The organism is Haloferax sp. KTX1 (genome assembly GCF_902410085.1).
In the GTDB taxonomy this organism is placed as follows: domain Archaea; phylum Halobacteriota; class Halobacteria; order Halobacteriales; family Haloferacaceae; genus Haloferax; species Haloferax massiliensis.
This window is the reverse complement of sequence record NZ_CABPRH010000011.1, coordinates 1-17,232: the sequence shown is the minus strand read 5'-3', so window position 1 is coordinate 17,232 and position 17,232 is coordinate 1. Positions and strand designations below refer to the sequence as shown.

Annotated in this window: 16 protein-coding genes and 2 pseudogenes; 9 read left to right on the top strand and 9 right to left on the bottom strand. The window is 65.1% G+C overall.

Annotation, left to right across the window (positions count from 1 at the left end; translation table 11 throughout):
- Positions 1–369 precede the first annotated feature (369 nt).
- Together FY251_RS15985 and FY251_RS15980 are read right to left on the bottom strand one after the other, a co-directional pair.
- A complete protein-coding gene (locus FY251_RS15985) occupies positions 370–1,830 on the bottom strand; it encodes an FGGY family carbohydrate kinase (RefSeq protein ID WP_148416076.1) in 1,461 nt (486 codons plus the stop codon).
- A gap of 344 nt (positions 1,831–2,174) precedes the next feature.
- Positions 2,175–2,936 (bottom strand): IclR family transcriptional regulator, encoded by a 762-nt coding sequence (locus FY251_RS15980; RefSeq protein ID WP_148416075.1) that lies wholly within the window; start codon positions 2,934–2,936, stop codon positions 2,175–2,177.
- A 212-nt stretch (positions 2,937–3,148) separates the two neighbouring features.
- On the opposite strand from FY251_RS15980, the gene FY251_RS15975 reads away from it, so the two are divergent.
- The 6 genes from FY251_RS15975 (at position 3,149) to FY251_RS15950 (ending at position 7,652) form a co-directional block, all read left to right on the top strand.
- Positions 3,149–3,574, top strand: a complete 426-nt coding sequence (locus FY251_RS15975; RefSeq protein WP_004967184.1) for a secondary thiamine-phosphate synthase enzyme YjbQ — start codon at positions 3,149–3,151, stop codon at positions 3,572–3,574.
- A gap of 2 nt (positions 3,575–3,576) precedes the next feature.
- Positions 3,577–4,353: a class I fructose-bisphosphate aldolase gene (locus tag FY251_RS15970; RefSeq protein ID WP_148416074.1), complete on the top strand. Its 777-nt coding sequence runs from the start codon at positions 3,577–3,579 to the stop codon at positions 4,351–4,353.
- Positions 4,354–4,381: 28 nt separating this feature from the next.
- A complete protein-coding gene (locus FY251_RS15965) occupies positions 4,382–5,059 on the top strand; it encodes a triose-phosphate isomerase (RefSeq protein ID WP_148416073.1) in 678 nt (225 codons plus the stop codon).
- A gap of 97 nt (positions 5,060–5,156) precedes the next feature.
- Positions 5,157–5,453, top strand: coding sequence for a PTS sugar transporter subunit IIB (locus tag FY251_RS15960; protein WP_089776734.1), 297 nt, complete (start codon positions 5,157–5,159; stop codon positions 5,451–5,453).
- A 179-nt stretch (positions 5,454–5,632) separates the two neighbouring features.
- Positions 5,633–7,075: a PTS galactitol transporter subunit IIC gene (locus FY251_RS15955; protein ID WP_089776735.1), complete on the top strand. Its 1,443-nt coding sequence runs from the start codon at positions 5,633–5,635 to the stop codon at positions 7,073–7,075.
- Between the two features lie 115 nt (positions 7,076–7,190).
- On the top strand, positions 7,191–7,652 hold the full coding sequence (locus FY251_RS15950; RefSeq protein WP_148416072.1) for a PTS sugar transporter subunit IIA: 462 nt from the start codon (positions 7,191–7,193) through the stop codon (positions 7,650–7,652).
- A gap of 57 nt (positions 7,653–7,709) precedes the next feature.
- Here the strand turns inward: FY251_RS15950 and ptsP are convergent, their stop codons facing one another.
- Positions 7,710–9,392, bottom strand: coding sequence for a phosphoenolpyruvate--protein phosphotransferase (ptsP, locus tag FY251_RS15945; protein ID WP_148416071.1), 1,683 nt, complete (start codon positions 9,390–9,392; stop codon positions 7,710–7,712).
- Positions 9,393–9,520: 128 nt separating this feature from the next.
- On the opposite strand from ptsP, the gene FY251_RS15940 reads away from it, so the two are divergent.
- On the top strand, positions 9,521–9,802 hold the full coding sequence (locus FY251_RS15940; RefSeq protein ID WP_148416070.1) for an HPr family phosphocarrier protein: 282 nt from the start codon (positions 9,521–9,523) through the stop codon (positions 9,800–9,802).
- 430 nt (positions 9,803–10,232) lie between these two features.
- On the opposite strand, the gene FY251_RS15935 is transcribed toward FY251_RS15940, so the two are convergent.
- The 4 genes from FY251_RS15935 to FY251_RS15925 all read right to left on the bottom strand — a co-directional run bounded on the left by FY251_RS15935 (position 10,233) and on the right by FY251_RS15925 (position 12,892).
- Positions 10,233–10,625 (bottom strand): hypothetical protein, encoded by a 393-nt coding sequence (locus tag FY251_RS15935; RefSeq protein WP_148416069.1) that lies wholly within the window; start codon positions 10,623–10,625, stop codon positions 10,233–10,235.
- Between the two features lie 71 nt (positions 10,626–10,696).
- On the bottom strand, positions 10,697–10,846 hold the full coding sequence (locus tag FY251_RS22640) for a hypothetical protein (RefSeq protein WP_008575170.1): 150 nt from the start codon (positions 10,844–10,846) through the stop codon (positions 10,697–10,699).
- Between the two features lie 108 nt (positions 10,847–10,954).
- On the bottom strand, positions 10,955–12,163 hold the full coding sequence (locus FY251_RS15930) for a nitrate/nitrite transporter (protein WP_148416068.1): 1,209 nt from the start codon (positions 12,161–12,163) through the stop codon (positions 10,955–10,957).
- 84 nt (positions 12,164–12,247) lie between these two features.
- Positions 12,248–12,892: an SDR family oxidoreductase gene (locus FY251_RS15925; protein WP_148416067.1), complete on the bottom strand. Its 645-nt coding sequence runs from the start codon at positions 12,890–12,892 to the stop codon at positions 12,248–12,250.
- A 194-nt stretch (positions 12,893–13,086) separates the two neighbouring features.
- Here FY251_RS15925 and FY251_RS15920 point away from each other — a divergent pair, with 194 nt between their 5' ends.
- A complete protein-coding gene (locus FY251_RS15920; RefSeq protein WP_148416066.1) occupies positions 13,087–14,100 on the top strand; it encodes an NADP-dependent oxidoreductase in 1,014 nt (337 codons plus the stop codon).
- Positions 14,101–14,624: 524 nt separating this feature from the next.
- A pseudogene (locus FY251_RS24245) lies at positions 14,625–14,864 on the top strand (hypothetical protein); the annotation flags it as partial.
- A gap of 1,034 nt (positions 14,865–15,898) precedes the next feature.
- Here the strand turns inward: FY251_RS24245 and FY251_RS15910 are convergent.
- Together FY251_RS15910 and FY251_RS15905 are read right to left on the bottom strand one after the other, a co-directional pair.
- Positions 15,899–16,897, bottom strand: coding sequence for a formylglycine-generating enzyme family protein (locus FY251_RS15910; protein WP_148416064.1), 999 nt, complete (start codon positions 16,895–16,897; stop codon positions 15,899–15,901).
- Between the two features lie 220 nt (positions 16,898–17,117).
- A pseudogene (locus tag FY251_RS15905) lies at positions 17,118–17,232 on the bottom strand (IS630 family transposase); the annotation flags it as partial.

Genomic DNA, 17,232 nt, shown 5'->3' with positions numbered 1-17,232 from the left:
CTCGGTCCGCGATAACCGCGCGAGCGCACGTTTTGAGCGTCGTTGGAGTGGCTCGGCGGCGAGCGGACGACCAGCGGAACCGCAACGCCGGTTGGAACGGTCGCCGCTGGTCGGGGTCGCTGTGCATCACTTTCCATGTGGGTTGGAAACCGTTTCAGGTCGGGCGGTCACGTGCTTCGCTCGGATGCGCGATGGACGGTATAGATTACAGATATACGCTTGTAACACTCCGAGAGTCAGGTCACGAAACGCAGAACGCGCTCGACCGCATCGGCACGCGTGCGACGTGGTCGTCTACGGTTCCCGCGTCCGTGCCATCGACGCGGCCGATTGTCGTCCAGTCGGCGGGCTACGCCGTCGCGGTCGGGGTCACTCCCGTTGATAGAACTCCGCGATGTCCCGCCAGCGATCGAAGTACGTCTCTTTCTGGGTATCGAAGTCCGCGCCGACCGACGGGTCCGGTTCGATAACGTCGCGCTCCCGGAGGAGGTTTTCCGCCGCCGTCTCGACGTCGCTGTAAATCGACGTGATGAGCGCGGGGGCCATGACCGCGCCGGCAGTCGTCCGCGGCTCCATCTCGACGACCGGGCGGTCCCATATCGACGCCCGGAGCGTGTTCCACCAGTCGTAGTTGCCGTCGAGCGTCGGCGTCCCGTCGTTGATGACGAGCACGCGGTCGATGTCGGTGTCGAAGTGCTCTTCGACCAGCGAGATGTAGGTCCACTCGGTCAGGATGATGCCGGTGATGAGCCCGCGCGCCAGTCGACCGTGAACCTCCTCGGTCGACAGGGAGTTGTCGTAGTTGAGTCCGAGGAGCGACCCCGCGACGTCGGCGTCGAAAAACGGGCTTCGGTTGCCCTTGAGGAACATCTCGTAGCCGTGACCGCTCGGGACTTGCCGGGCGAGTTCGAGCCCGCGCTCCGGCGTACAGTTGAGGATGCGGTCGAAGAACCACCGAAGGAGGTTGCCGGTGTCGAACGACGCGCCGGGCAGGTAGCCGTCGATAGGGTGACGGTGGTAGTACAGCGCCGGGTGGGGCGAGACGGACTCCGAGACGTACTTGACGACGCTCGACGCGCCGAAGGTGATGCTGAAGTCCCCCGGTTTGACGCCGCCGTTCGCCAGCACCGAGGCGTTGCCGTCGGTGAGTCCTTGAAAGAGTTTGACGCCGTCGAAGCCGGTCCGCTCGGCCAACTGGCCGTCGGCGACGCCGATGAACGACCCCGGCGGTCGAATCGCCGGAAAGAGCGACCGAGGCAGGTCGAGCGTCTCGAACAGCGACTCGAACCACGTGGGGAGGGGCGTCGTCACGTCGGCGCCGAACTTCAACGCGTTCGTCCAGTCGGTCTCGATATCGCGCCACGGCGTCGACGCGTCGAACCGGAGCCGGTACAACAGCCACGTCGTCGGGCTGAGAATCCACTCGACCGTCTGGAACTTGTCGGGATACTCCGCCCGCAGCTTCAGAATCTTCGGAAGCGGACTGGTCGGAGAAAACGCGATGTTCTGGTTAATCGAGAGGTCGGAGAGGTCGAGGTCCTGGAGCTTCGACGCCTGTTCGGGCGCGGAATCGAAGTACATCTGCGGGGGAAACACCGGCTCGCCGTACTTATCGACGAGCACGGCGGTCCCCGACGTACTCGCGACCGAGCCGATGCCGGTCTGCGGGAGCGCCGGCGCCGCTTCGTGGAGCGCCCGCTCCCACGCGAGCGTCGTCTGCTCGGCGACGGGTGCCTCGCCGCCGGCGAGTCGTTCGCCGTCGGTGCTGTACACGTCGACATGCACGCTCGCGGTACCGAGATGAACGCCGACCAGTTGCGGGCTCTCCATACCACGCCGTCACACAGGATGCAATTAAATCCTTCCGAGGATGGTACCCAACGAGCGCGCGAGGGCGCGGTCCGGCCGATCGACCGCAACGGCGTTCGATTGGTAACGATTGTCACACGGTGGGCCTGGAATCGCGTTCGATTGACAGACGAAGCGAAGACACCGATATTCCACGATAATTAACTAGGTTTGGTGCAGTTAGCGGACAAACGCCAATCTCCGGCGGCCATCATAGTATTCTATATCTGGGAACGCCCGTTCACTTCAGATGAACTGTGTGGACGAAGCCCCGCAGACGGGCAGCGGTCGCCGAGATGTAGATTACAGATATAGGTCCGTAATCCTCAGTGGTTCGCGTGAAGTTCGATGACGTTCGCGGCGCTCTGAACGATATCGGGAACCTCGTCGGTGAAGTGTTCGCTGTTCGTGCGGCTGACGGGTTGTGAGACGCTGATTGCACCGAGCACGGTCCCGTCTTTCGCGATGATGGGCGCACCGACGCACCGGAGCCCTCGGATGAGTTCCTCGTTGTCGACGGCGTAGCCGCGGTCACGGACCGTCGCCAACTGCGCGTCGAGTTCCGCTCTGTCGGTGATGGTCTGGTCGGTCTCCACGGGGAGGCCGTGTTCCTCGACGATCTCGTCGACGCGCTCGGACGGGAGGTGCGCCAGTATCGCCTTTCCGAGGCCGATGGCGTGTAGCGGCCGTCTGAGACCGGGGTAGATGTCCAAATCGACCGCCTGCTCGCCCTGTTCGGAGGCGAGGTAGACGCCCTGTCCGTACTCCTCGACCATCAGGTTCGCCAGCTCGCCGGTCTGGGACGCCAATCGGTGGACCTCGCGCTTCGCCACCTGATACAGCGGGTGGCGGTGCTGTACGTACCCCCCGAACCCGAGCAGGCGGAGGCTGAGTTCGTAATCGGTCCCGTTGCGGACGACGAACTTCTCGGCTTCGAGCGTGCTGAGGTGGTTGTGGACCGTGCTCTTGTTCATCTCAAGTTCTCGGGCGATGAACGTCACGCTGCTCGACCCGTGTTCTCGAAGCGCGTCGAGAATCTGAATCGTCTTCCGACTCGTTTCGACCCGGTGGGGCGCGTTCTCTGTCATGACTGTGTGTCGTCGAGACGGTCCTAAATAGTTTGTTCTATTCAGTAGAACGACTGTTCGGTCCGGAGCGACAGCGGGGCGGACCGGCGACACCGTTTGAACGGCGGGCGTGAAACTGTCAGCGCTGGAAATCGGGGGCAATAGGGTCGCTGTGGCGTATTCGGGGACAGGGCGGCAAAAACTATTTACGCTCACTCTCTGAGCTACGGAGTATGGAGATACAGACAGAGAGCTTCTCCATCGAGAGCCACAGCAGGTTCGAGATTCTGAGCGTCACTCCCGAGGTGGAAGCGACCATCGAGGACCTCGGCGTGACCGATGGACTCGTGTACGTGTCGACGCCGCACACGTCTGCGGCGCTCTCGACCAACGAGTACGAAGAGAAGCTCCTCGACGACATGATTGACAAGTTCAAGGAGATAGCCCCCCCGGACGAGGGCTACTACCACGACCTCGACCACATCACCGCGGGCGAGCAGCCGAACGCCCACGCGCACCTCATCTCCGCGATGATCAAGCGGCCGGTCCTACTCGTCCTCCGCGACGGGGAGCTCGACCTCGGGACCTGGGAGGAGGTCATGTTCTTCGAACTGTGCGGCCCGCGCGAGCGAACGATTACCACGACGATTCTCCAATAGCCATGACGGACCAACCACTCGGACGATCGGTGACTGTCGCTATCGACCACGGCCTCCACTGGGGCTCCCTCGATGGGTTCGAGGACCCCGCGGCGCTCCTCGATACGGTGTTGGACGCCGGCCCCGACGGCATCTTGGCGAGCGTGCCGTTCCTGAAGCGCTTCGAGGACCGAATCGACGCCGCCGACGTCCACACCATCGGCACGCTCGACCTCCTGTACGACTCGACGATGCCGGGCGACATCGAGAACGCCGAAATCCACTCCCAGGTATTCAGCGTCGAGGGCTGCGCCGACGTGGCCGACGCCGCGAAGGTCGCGCTCGTCTTCGGACGGGAGAGTCCCGACGTGCTGAAGGAGAACGCCGAGTTCGTCGCCGCCGCGGCCGAAGACTGCGACGACGCGGGGATTCCGCTCATCGTCGAGCCGACCCTCTGGGGCCAGCGCGCCGACGACGAGTTCGACACCGACTACCTCGTCAACGCCAACCGTCTGGGCTTCGAACTCGGCGCGGACATCCTGAAGACGCCGTACCCCCCGACGGGCTTCGAGCGCATCGTGCACAACGCGCCGGTGCCGACGTACATCGCCGGCGGTCCCGCCGTCGAGACGGACCGAGCGGTACTGGAGATGGTTCACGGTGCCGTCGAAGCCGGCTCGCAGGGCGTGATGTTCGGCCGCAACGTCTGGCAGCGGGACGACCCCGCGGCCATCATCGACGCGCTCTCGGCCATCGTCCACGAGGGCGCGACCATCGAGGAGGCGGAGACGCTGCTATGACTTCCCGAAGCACCGCCCGAACCCGCCCATGAACCTCCCGTACCCCCACTTTCAGGTCAACTTCAAGGTGTATCCGGACACGAGCGGCGAGGACGCGCTGTCGTTCGCGCGGATGCTCGAAACGATAGAGGCGGAGACCGACGCGCGCTTCGTGTTGACGCCGCAACTGCCGGACATCCGGCTGATAACCGAGCACACCGACCTCGCCGTCACCGCGCCCGCGATGGACGCCGTCGAGCCCGGTCGCGGGATGGGGAAAATCCTCCCGGAGACCGTCGCAGACGCGGGGGCCGACGGCGTCGTCATCAACCACGCGGAGAACCGCGACACGCTGTCCGACCTCGTGTGGAAAATCGAGCGCTGTCGCGACCTCGACCTCGACTCGGTCGTCTGCGTCGACAGCATCGAGATGGGCCGCGCAGTCGCCGAGTTCGACCCCGACTCGATGATATACGAGATGCCCGAAGACATCTCGTCGGACCGCGCGATCACGCAGACCCACCCCGACCGCGTTCGCGACTTCGTGGCGATGGTCGAGACGGAGAACCCGCGCACTCGCGTCCTCGTCGGCGGCGGCATCTCGACCGCCGAAGACGTCCGCCTCGCCTTCGAACAGGGCGGTCACGCGACCGGTGCCGCGTCGGCCGTGTCGCTCGCGTCGGACCCGGAGTCACTCCTCCGCGACATCGCGGCGAGTTTCCCCTGAGACGACCGCCAACGGCGGGACGCGCCGCTCGGCGACTGCGGCGCGGCGGACCGGCGCAATCTTTTTAGTGATCATCGATGATGTGCAATACACGTCAATGACAACCAAGAATATCCTCGTAGTGTGTGGCACATCGGTCGCGACGTCGACGGTCGTCAAGGAAGCGCTGAAAGAGAAGCTCCCGGAGCGCGGCCTCGACATCGGAACCATCGCCAAGGCGAAGGCGACGGAGGCCCCCGGCAAGGTCTCTTCGGGGAACTTCGACCTCATCGTCACCACGACGCAACTCAACGAAGACAAGTTCGACATCCCGGTCATCCACACGACGGCGTTCATGACCGGCATCGGCCAAGACGAGGTCCTCGACGACATCGCCGCGGCGCTCGAAGACTGACGGGTTGGCGAGTCGACGATGACGCCGATTTTTCACGAACGATAGCAATATTTATGTGGGAACGCCCTCATCCTGAGACAGGGTTGTGAGTCAATAACATGGCAGTACCAGACGTATTCTTACAGAGTGGTGTAAGCTCCCTGTTGAATTCCATCAACAGCGTGATCCAGTCGTTGGGCGTGAGCGTCCTCCTTCCGATAATCATCTTCCTCATCGCGCTCGCGTTCCGGGTGGACGTGTTGAAGGCGGCGCGTTCGTCCATCCTCATCGGTATCGGCTTCATCGGAATCAATCTCGTCATCGGGCTGTTCAGCGAGAACATCAGCCCGCTGGCCCAACAGATGGTCGAGGTGACCGGCATCACGCTTCCGGCGGTCGACGTCGGCTGGCCCGCCGCCGCCGCCATCGCCTTCGGTATCGCGGAACTCGGCGTCTGGATGATTCCGCTGTTCGTCGTGATGAACCTCGTCCTCTTCGCAATCGGGTTCACCTACACGCTCAACGTGGACATCTGGAACTACTGGCACTTCGCCTTCATCGGCGGACTGGTCTACATGAGCACGAACAACTGGCTGTACTCGGTTGCAGTCGGGCTGACGCTGGGGCTGTTCGTCCTCGTGGCCGCGGACTGGACGCAACCGGCCGTCGAAGAGACGTTCGATACGCCCGGCATCTCCATCCCGCACGGGACCTCGGCGCCGTACGCCGTCGCCGCGATTCCGATTCACTGGGCGGTCGACAAGACGCCCCTCGGAAACATCGAAGCCGACCCCGACGCGATTCAAGACCGGTTCGGCATCCTCGGCGAACCCATCTTCGTGGGCCTCGCTATCGGGCTCGTCATCGGTATCGCCGCCTACAGTAACGCGCTCTTCGTCGCCGAGAGCTGGTACGCCATCCTCACCGCCGGCATCTCGTTCGCCGCTGTGATGCACATCCTCCCGATGATGGTCGGTATCCTCATGGAGGGGCTGACGCCGCTTTCGGAGTCGATTCGGAACTACATGACCTCGCGGTTCGAAGACCGCGACATGGCGATCGGCCTCGACTCGGCCATCCTCATCGGCCACGAGTCGGTCATCGCGTCCAGCCTGCTCATCGTCCCCATCGCCATCGTGATGTCGATCATCCTCCCCGGCAACGACGTGCTGTGGGGCATCGACCTGGCGACGTTCCCGTTCTTCTTCGCGCTGATGGTCCCAATCATGAACGGCAACATCGTGAAGATGGTCGTCACGGGCACCATCCTGCTGATTCCGCTGCACTACATCTCCTCCGCGGTGGCTCCGCTCCTGACGCAGGCGGCTGGGAGCGCGGGCTTCGACCTCGGTGGTCGCGGGCTCATCACGTCGCCCGTCGCTGACGCGGGGTCGCCCGCGACGGGCATCCTGGCGCTCATCCCGGCGCCGGTCGCCCTCGCGGTCGGGCTCGTCATCGTCCTCGGTATCTGGGTCGCCCTCCGGATGTGGCCCCAGCGGATGTACATGGTCGCCGGCGCGTCCGAAGAGAAGGCGCGGGAGACCGTCGAGCGTCGTCACACCGGCAAGGGCGGCGGCCTCCTTCCCAACAAACTCGGCTCGACCGTCGACACGGCGGGCGCGGAGAATCGCTCCGACGACTGACCGGACAGTTCCCCGTTGGCGTCCGCGGCCCGACCGCGACGAGCCACCGTGCTTCGCCGAACCGTCGGCGAACCGGTACCAACACTTTTCTCGGAGACCCGCGTACGATGCATCGATGCGAACCGAAAGCCTCGAACTGACTGGCGAGACGGACGAAGCGGTCCTCACGGAACTCGGCGCGTACGCCTACGACCACGGTTGGGCCGACGAGGGCTACGCGGACGCCCTCTTGGCACGCGAAGCCGACTACCCGACGGGGCTCGACATCCCGACGATGGGCTTCGGCATCGCCATCCCCCACGCCGACCCCGACCACGTCTCCGAACAGGCCGTGCTCCTCGGACTGCCGCCCGCGGGCGAGTCGGTCGCCTTCCGAAGCATGGACAACCCCGACGAGCGCGTCGACGCCGAAGTCGTCGTGTTGCTCCTGGTGACGGATACCGAGGGCTACTCGTCGTTCCTCTCGAACCTCGCCAAACTCTTTCAGGCCGAGGAGTTCGCCGAGCTGACGAAGCGCCGCGACGCCGACGGCCTGCTCGACCTCGTCGTCGAGCGCTGCGTCGATTTCGACGGCTGAAAAGAACACGCTTCGGGCGGCCGGTTCTCCCCGGACGAGCGACCGGTCGTCGGTCGCTCAGTCGATGAGCGCTCGCGCGTCCTCACGGGTCTCGGCGCTGAGGGCCGCCTCGGCGAGCGCCGCCGCCGACTCGTCGTCGACGTCCCGGACGCCCGCCTTCACGTCGGGAATCGTCACCGCGCTCATACTCAGTTCGTCGAGACCGAGTCCGACGAGCAGTTCGGTGAGGTCCGGGTCGCCGGCCATCTCGCCGCACATGCCGACCCAGGCGTCGCCCTCGTGGGCGGCCTCGACCGTCCGCGCGATGGCGCGGAGGACCGGCGGGTGAAGCGGGTCGTGTAACGAGGCGACGCGGTCGTCGTCGCGGGCCGCGGCCATCACGTACTGGGTGAGGTCGTTCGTCCCGATACTGAGGAAGTCGAGGCGCTCGGCGAATTCGCGGGCGAGAAAGACCGACGCTGGCGTCTCGACCATCGCGCCGAGCTCGGGAACCTCGTAGTCGATACCCTCGTCGTCGAGTTCCGCGGCGATTGCGCTCACGTCGTCGAGCAACGCGTCGAGCTCAGTCACCGTCGACACCAGCGGGAACATCACGGCGAGTTGCGCCGGACCGGCGGCCGCGCGCAGAATCGCGCGGACGTGTTCCTCGAACAGTTCGGGCCGCTCACCCGGTGCGAACCGGACGCCGCGAACGCCGAGAAACGGGTTGTCGCCGGGGGCAGAGTCGACGTACGGAATCGGCTTGTCGCCCCCGATATCGAGCGTTCGGACGACCACGCGCGACCCGGCGAACGCCTCGCACACCTCGTGGAGCGCCTCGTACTGCTCGTCTTCGTCCGGCGGCGTCTCCCGGTCGAGAAAGAGGAACTCCGTTCGAAAGAGCCCGACGCCGTCCGCACCGCGTTCGGCGGCCGCCACCGCTTCCCGCGGCGTTCCGACGTTCGCGGCGACTTCGACGTGCCGGCCGTCGACCGTCGTGACGGGGTCGTGCCGAACCGTCGCACCGCTCGATTCTCGCGCCGCGGCGACGGCGTCGTCGTCCGGGTCGACAGTCACGTCGCCCGTGGTGCCGTCGACGACGAGACGCGTGCCGTCGGTGAGGTCGAGCGCGTCGGGGGCGACGCCGACCACCGCCGGAATCGCCAGCGACCGAGCCATGATGGCGGCGTGAGACGTGCGTCCTCCCTCGACCGTGACGAACCCGGCGACCGCGTCGGGGTCTAACTGTGCGGTGTCGCTCGGGGTGAGTCGCTCCGCGACGAGCACGGTTCCCTCGGGGAGCTCCGAGAGGTCGACCCGGTCGCGGTCGAGCAGAATACGGAGCACCCGGTCGCGGACGTCACGGAGGTCGTCCGCGCGCTCGGCGAACATCCCGTCTGCCCCCTCGAACGTGGCGATTGGGTCCTCGAACGCCCGCGAGACGGCTCGCTCGGCGGTGACGCCGCCTTCGCTGACCGCGGCTTCGACGCCCTCGGTGATCTGCGGGTCGTCGAGGAACTGCTGGTGCGCGTCGAATATCTCCGCCTCTGCGGTGCCGACGCGCTCGGCCGTCCGAGACCGCTCGCGGGCGAGTTCGTCCGCGGCTGTCTCCCGTGCCGCCTCGAACCGCCGAAGCTCAGCTTCGGGGTCGGCCGCCGACCGCTCGCTCTCGTCGAGGTCGACCGTCGAATCGTACTGGACGACCGTGCCGACACCGCGTAACGGCGTCACGCCGACGCCCGAGATTCGGCAGTCGCTCATCGGTCCCTCGTAGCTACCGCTGGATACGCTGCGCTTGCGAACATGGCACGCGACTAGTCCACGTCCGCCGGCAAAAACGCTCGCCAAGCGGAAAGGCCTTAGTACCGGCGTGGGAAATGGTGGCACGGATGGCAGCGAAATCAGCGACAGTAGTCGTAGCGCACGAGACCGGTCTCCACGCACGCCCCGCGTCGATGTTCGTCCAGACGGCGTCGAAGTTCGAGACGGACATCTCCGTGCGGAAGGCGGGCGGGGAGACGGAAGTAGACGCGAAAAGCAGCATCGCCGTTCTCTCGCTCGGCGTCGGCCCGGACGAGGAAATCGTCATCACCGCCGACGGCAGCGACGGCGAGCAGGCCGTCGAGCGACTCGTCGAACTCGTCGAGAACGACTTCGACCTCGATCAGTAGACAACCGAACTCGCCACCGACCGCGGCGTTCGCGACCGACGGCCGGAGTGACGACGACGGCTGAGCATCGTCGCACGGGCCGTCCATTCAAGACAGTATTTTGAGTATTCAACAGTAGTAACAACGAAAAGATATGTCGAAGTAGAAGATGAGAGATAGCTACAAATAGCACGTCACATGCGCTGCTAGCTCGTTTTGGATATGTTCGACTGGCAGTTCGAGCCGAGAACGCGAGCGACGTATTTGAGACGCCATCTCGTCGAATTGACGCCTCAATGGCGAATGATACGCCGATTCGAGATTTCGACCGGACAGTCCACATTAAATGTTGCATATTAGTTTAGACATACATGGGTGTTTGAGTGTTCTGTTGGTAGGTGGGGGTTGAGACCCGTGGTGAGTCGGCGGGGCCGTGGGTCCGTCCCGGGAGTCACGAGAAGGTGATTTCGTCGCCCTCGAAGTACACCTGGTGGGTGTCGGTGTCCTCAGCAGTTCCGTCGACATCAAGTTCTGTCGTGGCCGACGGTCCATCAGTCACGGCGACCGAGACGGCGTACGTTCCGTCGGTGTCGAACACGTTGTCGATCGACGCGTTCGGACGACCGTGACCCTCGACGACGGGCACGTCGAGACGCGTGGAGACCAGCGTCTCGCCGGTGGCGTCGGTGACAGTCGTCTCGACAGTGATTGGGGCGTCGTTCTGATTAACGAGCACGAGGTCGGGCGCACCGGCGGATGACGTGCCGAAGCCGGCACATCCCGCGAGCCCGACAATCGTGGCGAGGCCGCAGTAGTGGAGGAGTGTTCGGCGGGGAACGGACATACCGGCCGGTCGGCCGGGTCGATAAAATGCGTTGTGCCCGATATCCGCCGGTCAACGCGTGGTCGTCGTCCCTAGTGGAACGCTCTCCACAGCAGACCGAGGAGGATGAACGGCGCGAACGGTATCATGAGCACCGCGATTCCAGCGACGATGAGCGTCCCCATGAGTCCCATCTGGGTGTTCGAGTAGTCGGTTCGAACGGGGTTGACTGCGCGGGCCATACGTAGTCGTCGGTGTGCCACATACATAAAGTGACTGAATAGTTAATATATAAATAGGCGAGCGAATCGAGCGCGTTGAGACGGGTGAGAACAGCGCGGTTCGAGGGCTTACGCCCGAGTCGGCTCCGGCGCTCGAAGCGCCAAGAGCACGCCGACGACGGCGACGCCGCCCGCGGCGAAGAACGCCGGCGCGTAGCCCGCGTAGTCGATGATAGCACCGGCGGCGATGGGTGCGGCGAACGCGCCGAGGAGGCCGATGCTCGTCAGGAGCGAGACGGCCGTGGTTCGCACCGAGGGAGCGACGAGTTCGGCGATGTACGAGAAGATGAGTCCCGTCACGAGCTGGATGGCGAAGCCGACGACGACGACCGCGCCGACGACGAGGCCGAGCCGCGAGACGAACGCGAACGCGACGACCGCGGGCGTGGCGACGGCGAACGACGAGACGATGACGCGGCGGCGGCGACCGCCGAACGCGCGGTCGGTCACCACGCCGCTCGTCGACCGCGCGACCGCCCCGATGGCGGGGAACAGCGCGGTCAGGAGGCCGCTCGCGGCCAGCGAAATCGAGAACTCGCTGGCGAGGAAGCTCGGCAGCCACGTGTTGACGAACAGGTACAGCGAGTAGGCGAGAAAACAGAGCGCGCAGACGGTCCAGACCGCCCGGCTGCCGAACAGTTCGCGGAGCGCCGCCCCGTCGGGGGACGGCGCGTCGACACCGGGGACGCGGCGGCGCGTCGCGGCCGCGAAGAACGCGACCCCGACGACCGCGACCCCGGCGTACAGCGGGAGAATCGCGGGCCACCCGGCGACGTTGGCGATGAGCGGGCTCCCGAACTGTCCGAGGGCGAATCCGACGGGCGCGCTCGCGGTGAACACGCCGACCGCGGTCGCGCGCTGTCGCGGGGGGACGGCGCTGCCGACGACGTTCGCGCCCGCGTTCCAGAACGTGACGTACGCGAGGCCGCCGAGCACCCGCGAGGCGAGGAGCCAGCCGTACGCGCCGGCGGTGGCCGCGTACCAGCCCCAGCCGCCGGCGACGACGAGCGCGACGGTCGCCAGTCCGACCACGCGGCGCACGGAGAATCGGTCGAGGACGACGCCGACGGGGACGCTCGTGACGACCGCCGTCGCGTACATGATGCTCACGAGCCAGCCCGCCGCGCTCGAACTCAGTCCGAGCGAGTCCTGAATGGCCGGAAAGACGCTCGCCGGGGCGATTTCGTAGGCCGCGGCCGCCGTCGAAAGCAGGAAGAACCCGACGACTATCCCCAGCGTCTCGCGTCGCGTGCCCGTCGTGTCGTCATTCGTACTCACGGTTTCGTTAGCTGCTCGGCGAGGGGGTATGAAACCGCCTGATATCGGTCCGGTCCCGCGGTGGCCGCGGGCGCGTCACCGACTTCAATCGTCGCCCCGAAGCGCCCGCTCGATGGGCGTCTCGCCGCCGGTGAGCGTCATCGTCTCGCCGACCGTCCGGTCGACGTCCAGACAGGCGACGACCGTCTGTGCGACGTCGGCCCGCGGTATCTCGGCCGCGTCGCCGTCGAGACCCTCGACGGTCAGCGAGACGGAGCCGGACCCGTCCGCGTCGGTGAGCGCCGTGGGGCGGAGAATCGTCGCGTCGAGCGACGACTGTTCGAGGTGGTCGTCGGCGCAGCGCTTGGCGACCAGATACGGGCGCAGCGCCTCCGGGCCCGAAAGCGGGTCGCCCGCGCCGACGGAGCTAATCATCACGAAGCGGTCGATGCCCGCCTCGACACAGGCGTCGACCGCCCGCCGAGCGCCCCAGAGGTCGACCATGAGCGTCTTGTCCGCGCCGGTCGACCCGCCGGAGCCGGCGGTGAACACGACCGCTTCGGCCCCGTCGAGCGCCGCGTCGAAGTCGCCTTCGAGGTCGCCCAGTCGCGGCTCGCCGCCGCGGTCGCGGACCGCCTCGAACTGCGACTCGTCGCGGACGACGCCGATGGGGTCGTGGCCGGCGTCCGCGAGTCGCGGGAGGAGTTCGCGTCCGATACCGCCGTTCGCGCCGATGACTGCGACCTGCATCGTTCGCCGTCTCGTAGTCGGCGCGGCGCAATAGGGGCTTGGTTCGGCGAAGGTGTAGCGGTCGTTCGTCGAAGGTGGCGAGGGTGGGCCGCGCGACGGGAGCGCCGTCCGGCCGACGCCCGACGCCAGTCTGTCGAACCGGACGGTGCTGCTGGAACCGACACCGTCCTTGGTCCGCGGGTCCGTGTTCGGGTATGCGCGATTCGAACCGCGAGTGGATTCTCGCCGAGCGACCCGAGGGAGAGCCGGACACGGACAGCTTCGAACTCCGCGAGGGGGACCTGCCGGAGCCGCGACACGGGGAACTCCTCGTGCGCGTGCGATACCTCTCCGTCGACCCGTACATGCGCGGCCGGATGCGAGACGCGGAGTCGTACGCCGAGCCGTGGTCGGTCGGCGAGCCGATGCAGGGAGCAGTCGTCGGCGAGGTCGTCGAAAGCGAGAGCGACGCCTACGACGCCGGCGACGTCGTGACCGGCAACGGGGCGTGGGCGGACTACAGCATCCTCGACGCCAGCGAGGTCGCGCCCGTCGACCCGTCCGTCGCTGACCTCCCCGCCTATCTGGGCGTGCTCGGAATGCCCGGCCGAACGGCGTACTTCGGCCTGCTCGACGTGGGCGACCCCTCGCCCGGCGAGACGGTCGTGGTGTCCGGGGCCGCCGGCGCGGTCGGCTCCGTCGTCGGCCAGATTGCGAAGTTCAACGGCTGTCGCGTCGTCGGCTTCGCCGGCTCCGACGAGAAGGTCGCGTGGCTCACAGACGACCTCGGCTTCGACGCCGCAATCAACTACAAGGCGGTCGACGACTACCGGGCGGCGCTCGACGACGCCGCCCCCGACGGCGTCGACGTCTACTTCGACAACGTCGGCGGCCCCATCACCGACGCGGTGTTCACGAAGCTGAACCTCGACGCCCGCGTCGCGGTCTGCGGACAGATCGCCCACTACAACGACGAGGGCGTGCCGACCGGCCCGCGGAAGCTCCCGCAGCTCATCGCGCCGCGCGCGAAGGTCCAAGGGCTTCTCATCGGCGACTACGCCACCCGGTTCGAGCAGGCGAGCGAACGGCTCGGGTCGTGGGTCGCCTCGGGTGACCTCGAACACCGCGAGACCGTCGTCGACGGGTTGGAGAACGCGCCCGACGCGTTCCTCGGCCTGTTCTCCGGCGACAACATCGGCAAGCAGGTCGTCGGCGTGTCCGAACCCTAGCTCGGCTTCGACGCCGGGCGTCGTCGGGTCGACACCCTAAAACTGAGACCGATACCGAACGCACACCGAGCGGCCGCACCGGGTCGGAATCGACACCAGCGTCGGTCACCACCGCGGAACCGAAGTGATCGTATTAATTTAGGCCGCCCTAAAAACACGTGCCAAGTGATGACAAGAGTCGTGAGAGACCGACGCGACGAGAGTACGTGAAGTACGGCGGTGCGGTCATCGGTGGGGGGTTATTCGCCGGCTGTTCACAACGCGATTCGGCCGCGACGCAGACAGATGCCGCACCGGCGACCGAGACCGCGACACCGACGGCGACTGAGACGGCCACGCCAGAAGACACGTCGTACACGGTGACGATGGCTCCCGCCGGCGACGTCGAGTTCGACGCCGTCCCGGAGACGTGGATGGCGTACTACAGCAACTACGGCGACATGGGAATCGCCCTCGGCAAACTCGATTCGCTGCAGGCGCTCGTCTACAGAGAAAACAAGGCGACTGCTTCGGGGCTTGACCCCGAGGCAGTTCATCCGCAGGGGACCCGGTGGCAGGGACCGCTCATGAACCTGTTCCAGACCGAGATGACGGCCAAACAGCTGTATCCCGACCAGTTCGGCGCGTGGCCGACCGACGAGGACGGCGACGACTACCCGGAGTTCGGAGACGACGAGCAGTTGTTCGACCACGGACGAGTCGAAGAGATTGTCACAGACGGCGAACCCGTCACAGCCTGTCGGCGCTCTCTTCCCCACCAATAGTATAGCTTGACGTGTGCAAGAAACACATCTACGTCTCATCAGTGTTCGTGATTTATAAACGAAATCGTCAGAGAAAGTTCGAATGAAAATACTGAGGGAGATAATTTCGAATATTTTGACGCCAACGATCATCAATATGATCCGATCCACCGGAAACATATCACCCATACGCTCGGTGAATGTCCAAATGAGTTTATATTTCAAGACTTTCCTGGAAGATATTCTGTTTTCATACACTTTTTCTTGATAGGAGTCACGAAGTGGGGAACGTCGCACACGTTATTGTTCTATATCCACATCATTATCTTGCGCACAGTTCTGGCGGGCGAGAGACAGTCCACTGGTGACCGACACTCACAGAAGGATGGAAAGAGCCGTGAACACCCCGTGCTCACCTTCACGTACGACTCGCTCGACGTGTCCGCGGAGACCATCGCGGACGGGGACGATGGCGCTCACCGCCGACGACCTCTCGGTCGTCAACCCGGACGGCCCCGGACGCTCGAACCCGGTTCGTACGAACTGTTCGTCGGCGATTTGAATTACACATCTAAGTCCGTAATCCACTCGGAGTCAACGTCTGCAGACGTCTTCGGCACCGAGTGAGCACGCTGACGGCTCGATCAGAGAGATGTTAGTAATACTCGAATCACACCACGGAACCGCGACTCGAACGCGAACGACACGCGCGATATCTCCGGACGAGGAAAGCCGTCCGCCCGAACAATCGGTCGGAGAGGCCTGTACGGTGTCGCAGCCGAGTAACCCGGACGAGCGACCCCCGTCGGTAATACTGATCAGACTAGCAATCGGTTTATGCGGATTTCCCGGGATTGAACGTTGACAGCCTCCCCGCCCCGAAGGGCGGGTTTTAGCCTTGAGTTTTCCATAAGGACGACAATCGCCAAGGCCGACGTCGAGACGGTAGTCGACGAACTCACGCCCGAAGAGAAGGTCCAACTCGTCCACGGTGCGGTCGACTCCCTCGGCAGCGGCACGGGACCGTGACGGCGGTGTCACGCCCGTCGCCGGGGTTACTCGACGTCGGCCGCACATCGAAAGCCCATGTTCCCCGTCGAGCTGTCCGGTGTGTTCTTCGACCGTGCGGCGACTCGGTATCGGTTACACCACGAGCGATGGCAGAGATACGACCCCCCGCGCATCACCCGGTTGTCACCGTCGTCGGGACCGGTCGGGTCGCGGGGGTCGTAGTCGTCGGTCGTGTGGAAGTCCGGGCTAAACCAGTCGGCACACCACTCCCAGACGTTTCCCGAGACGTTGTACAGTCCGTGCCCGTTCGGGGAAAACTCGTTGACGGGGGCCGTCTGGAGGGAGCCGTCGTCCTCGGTGTTGGTCTCGGGGAACTCACCCTGCCAGATATTGCAGCGGTGCTCGCCGTCCGGCTTGAGTTCGTCGCCCCACGGGAACCGCTTTCCTTCGAGGCCGCCGCGCGCGGCGTACTCCCACTCGGCCTCCGTAGGCAGGCGCTTTCCCGCCCACTCGGCGTACGCGACCGCGTCGTTCCAGGAGACCTGTGTCACCGGGTGCGTAAGCCGCGACTCCAGCACGCTCGAACTCGGCCCCTCCGGACGCAACCAGTTCGCACCCTGAACTGCGACCCACCACGGCGCGGCCGGAACGCTCTGTACGACCGCGTCGTCGTCCTCCGGAGCGACGAAGTCCCCGAAGACGAACGACCACCCGAACCGCTCCGCCTCCGTCGTGTAGCCGGTATCTTGCACGAACTGCAGGAACTCCGCGTTCGTGACCGCGTACTTGTCGATGGCGAACGGTGAGACGGTGACCTCGCGGGGGGGCCCCTCGCCGTCTTCGGGGAAGCCGGCATCCGAATCCGTCCCCATCACGAACGTCCCACCGTCCAACTTGACCATCCGCGTCAGCCCCTGGGTTGCGGCCGTCGAGTCGCTGGTGACAGTCGGCCGCGAGACGTCCGGCCCAGAGCCGTGAGATGTCGCCTCCTCGTCGATATCGGCCCTGGAGCCGGAACAACACGGCGAACCTCGGTCAGTCATACCCCGAGATACACGCGCGAACAGTAAAAGCGTACGCGATGGAACGGAACGAGCGACGGGAGTCGACGGAGTCGGGCGAGACTGGATGGCCGAACCCGTCTGCCATGATCGACTCTCGCGCGGCGGACCGAGCGCAGCAGCATGCCCGCGATACCATGCCAATAGATGAACGGGCGGTGATAGCTGTCCGACGATAACATCGGTCTGACTATAGTAGGCACTAGAAGTAGTTACTCACTTTAGGAACAGAGAGTTTGTCGAGAGCGGTGTCGATCGCTGTTGTTAGCTCATCGAGCGAGTCAAAGAAGCGGTTGCTAAGAGCCTTTTGCAGCTGT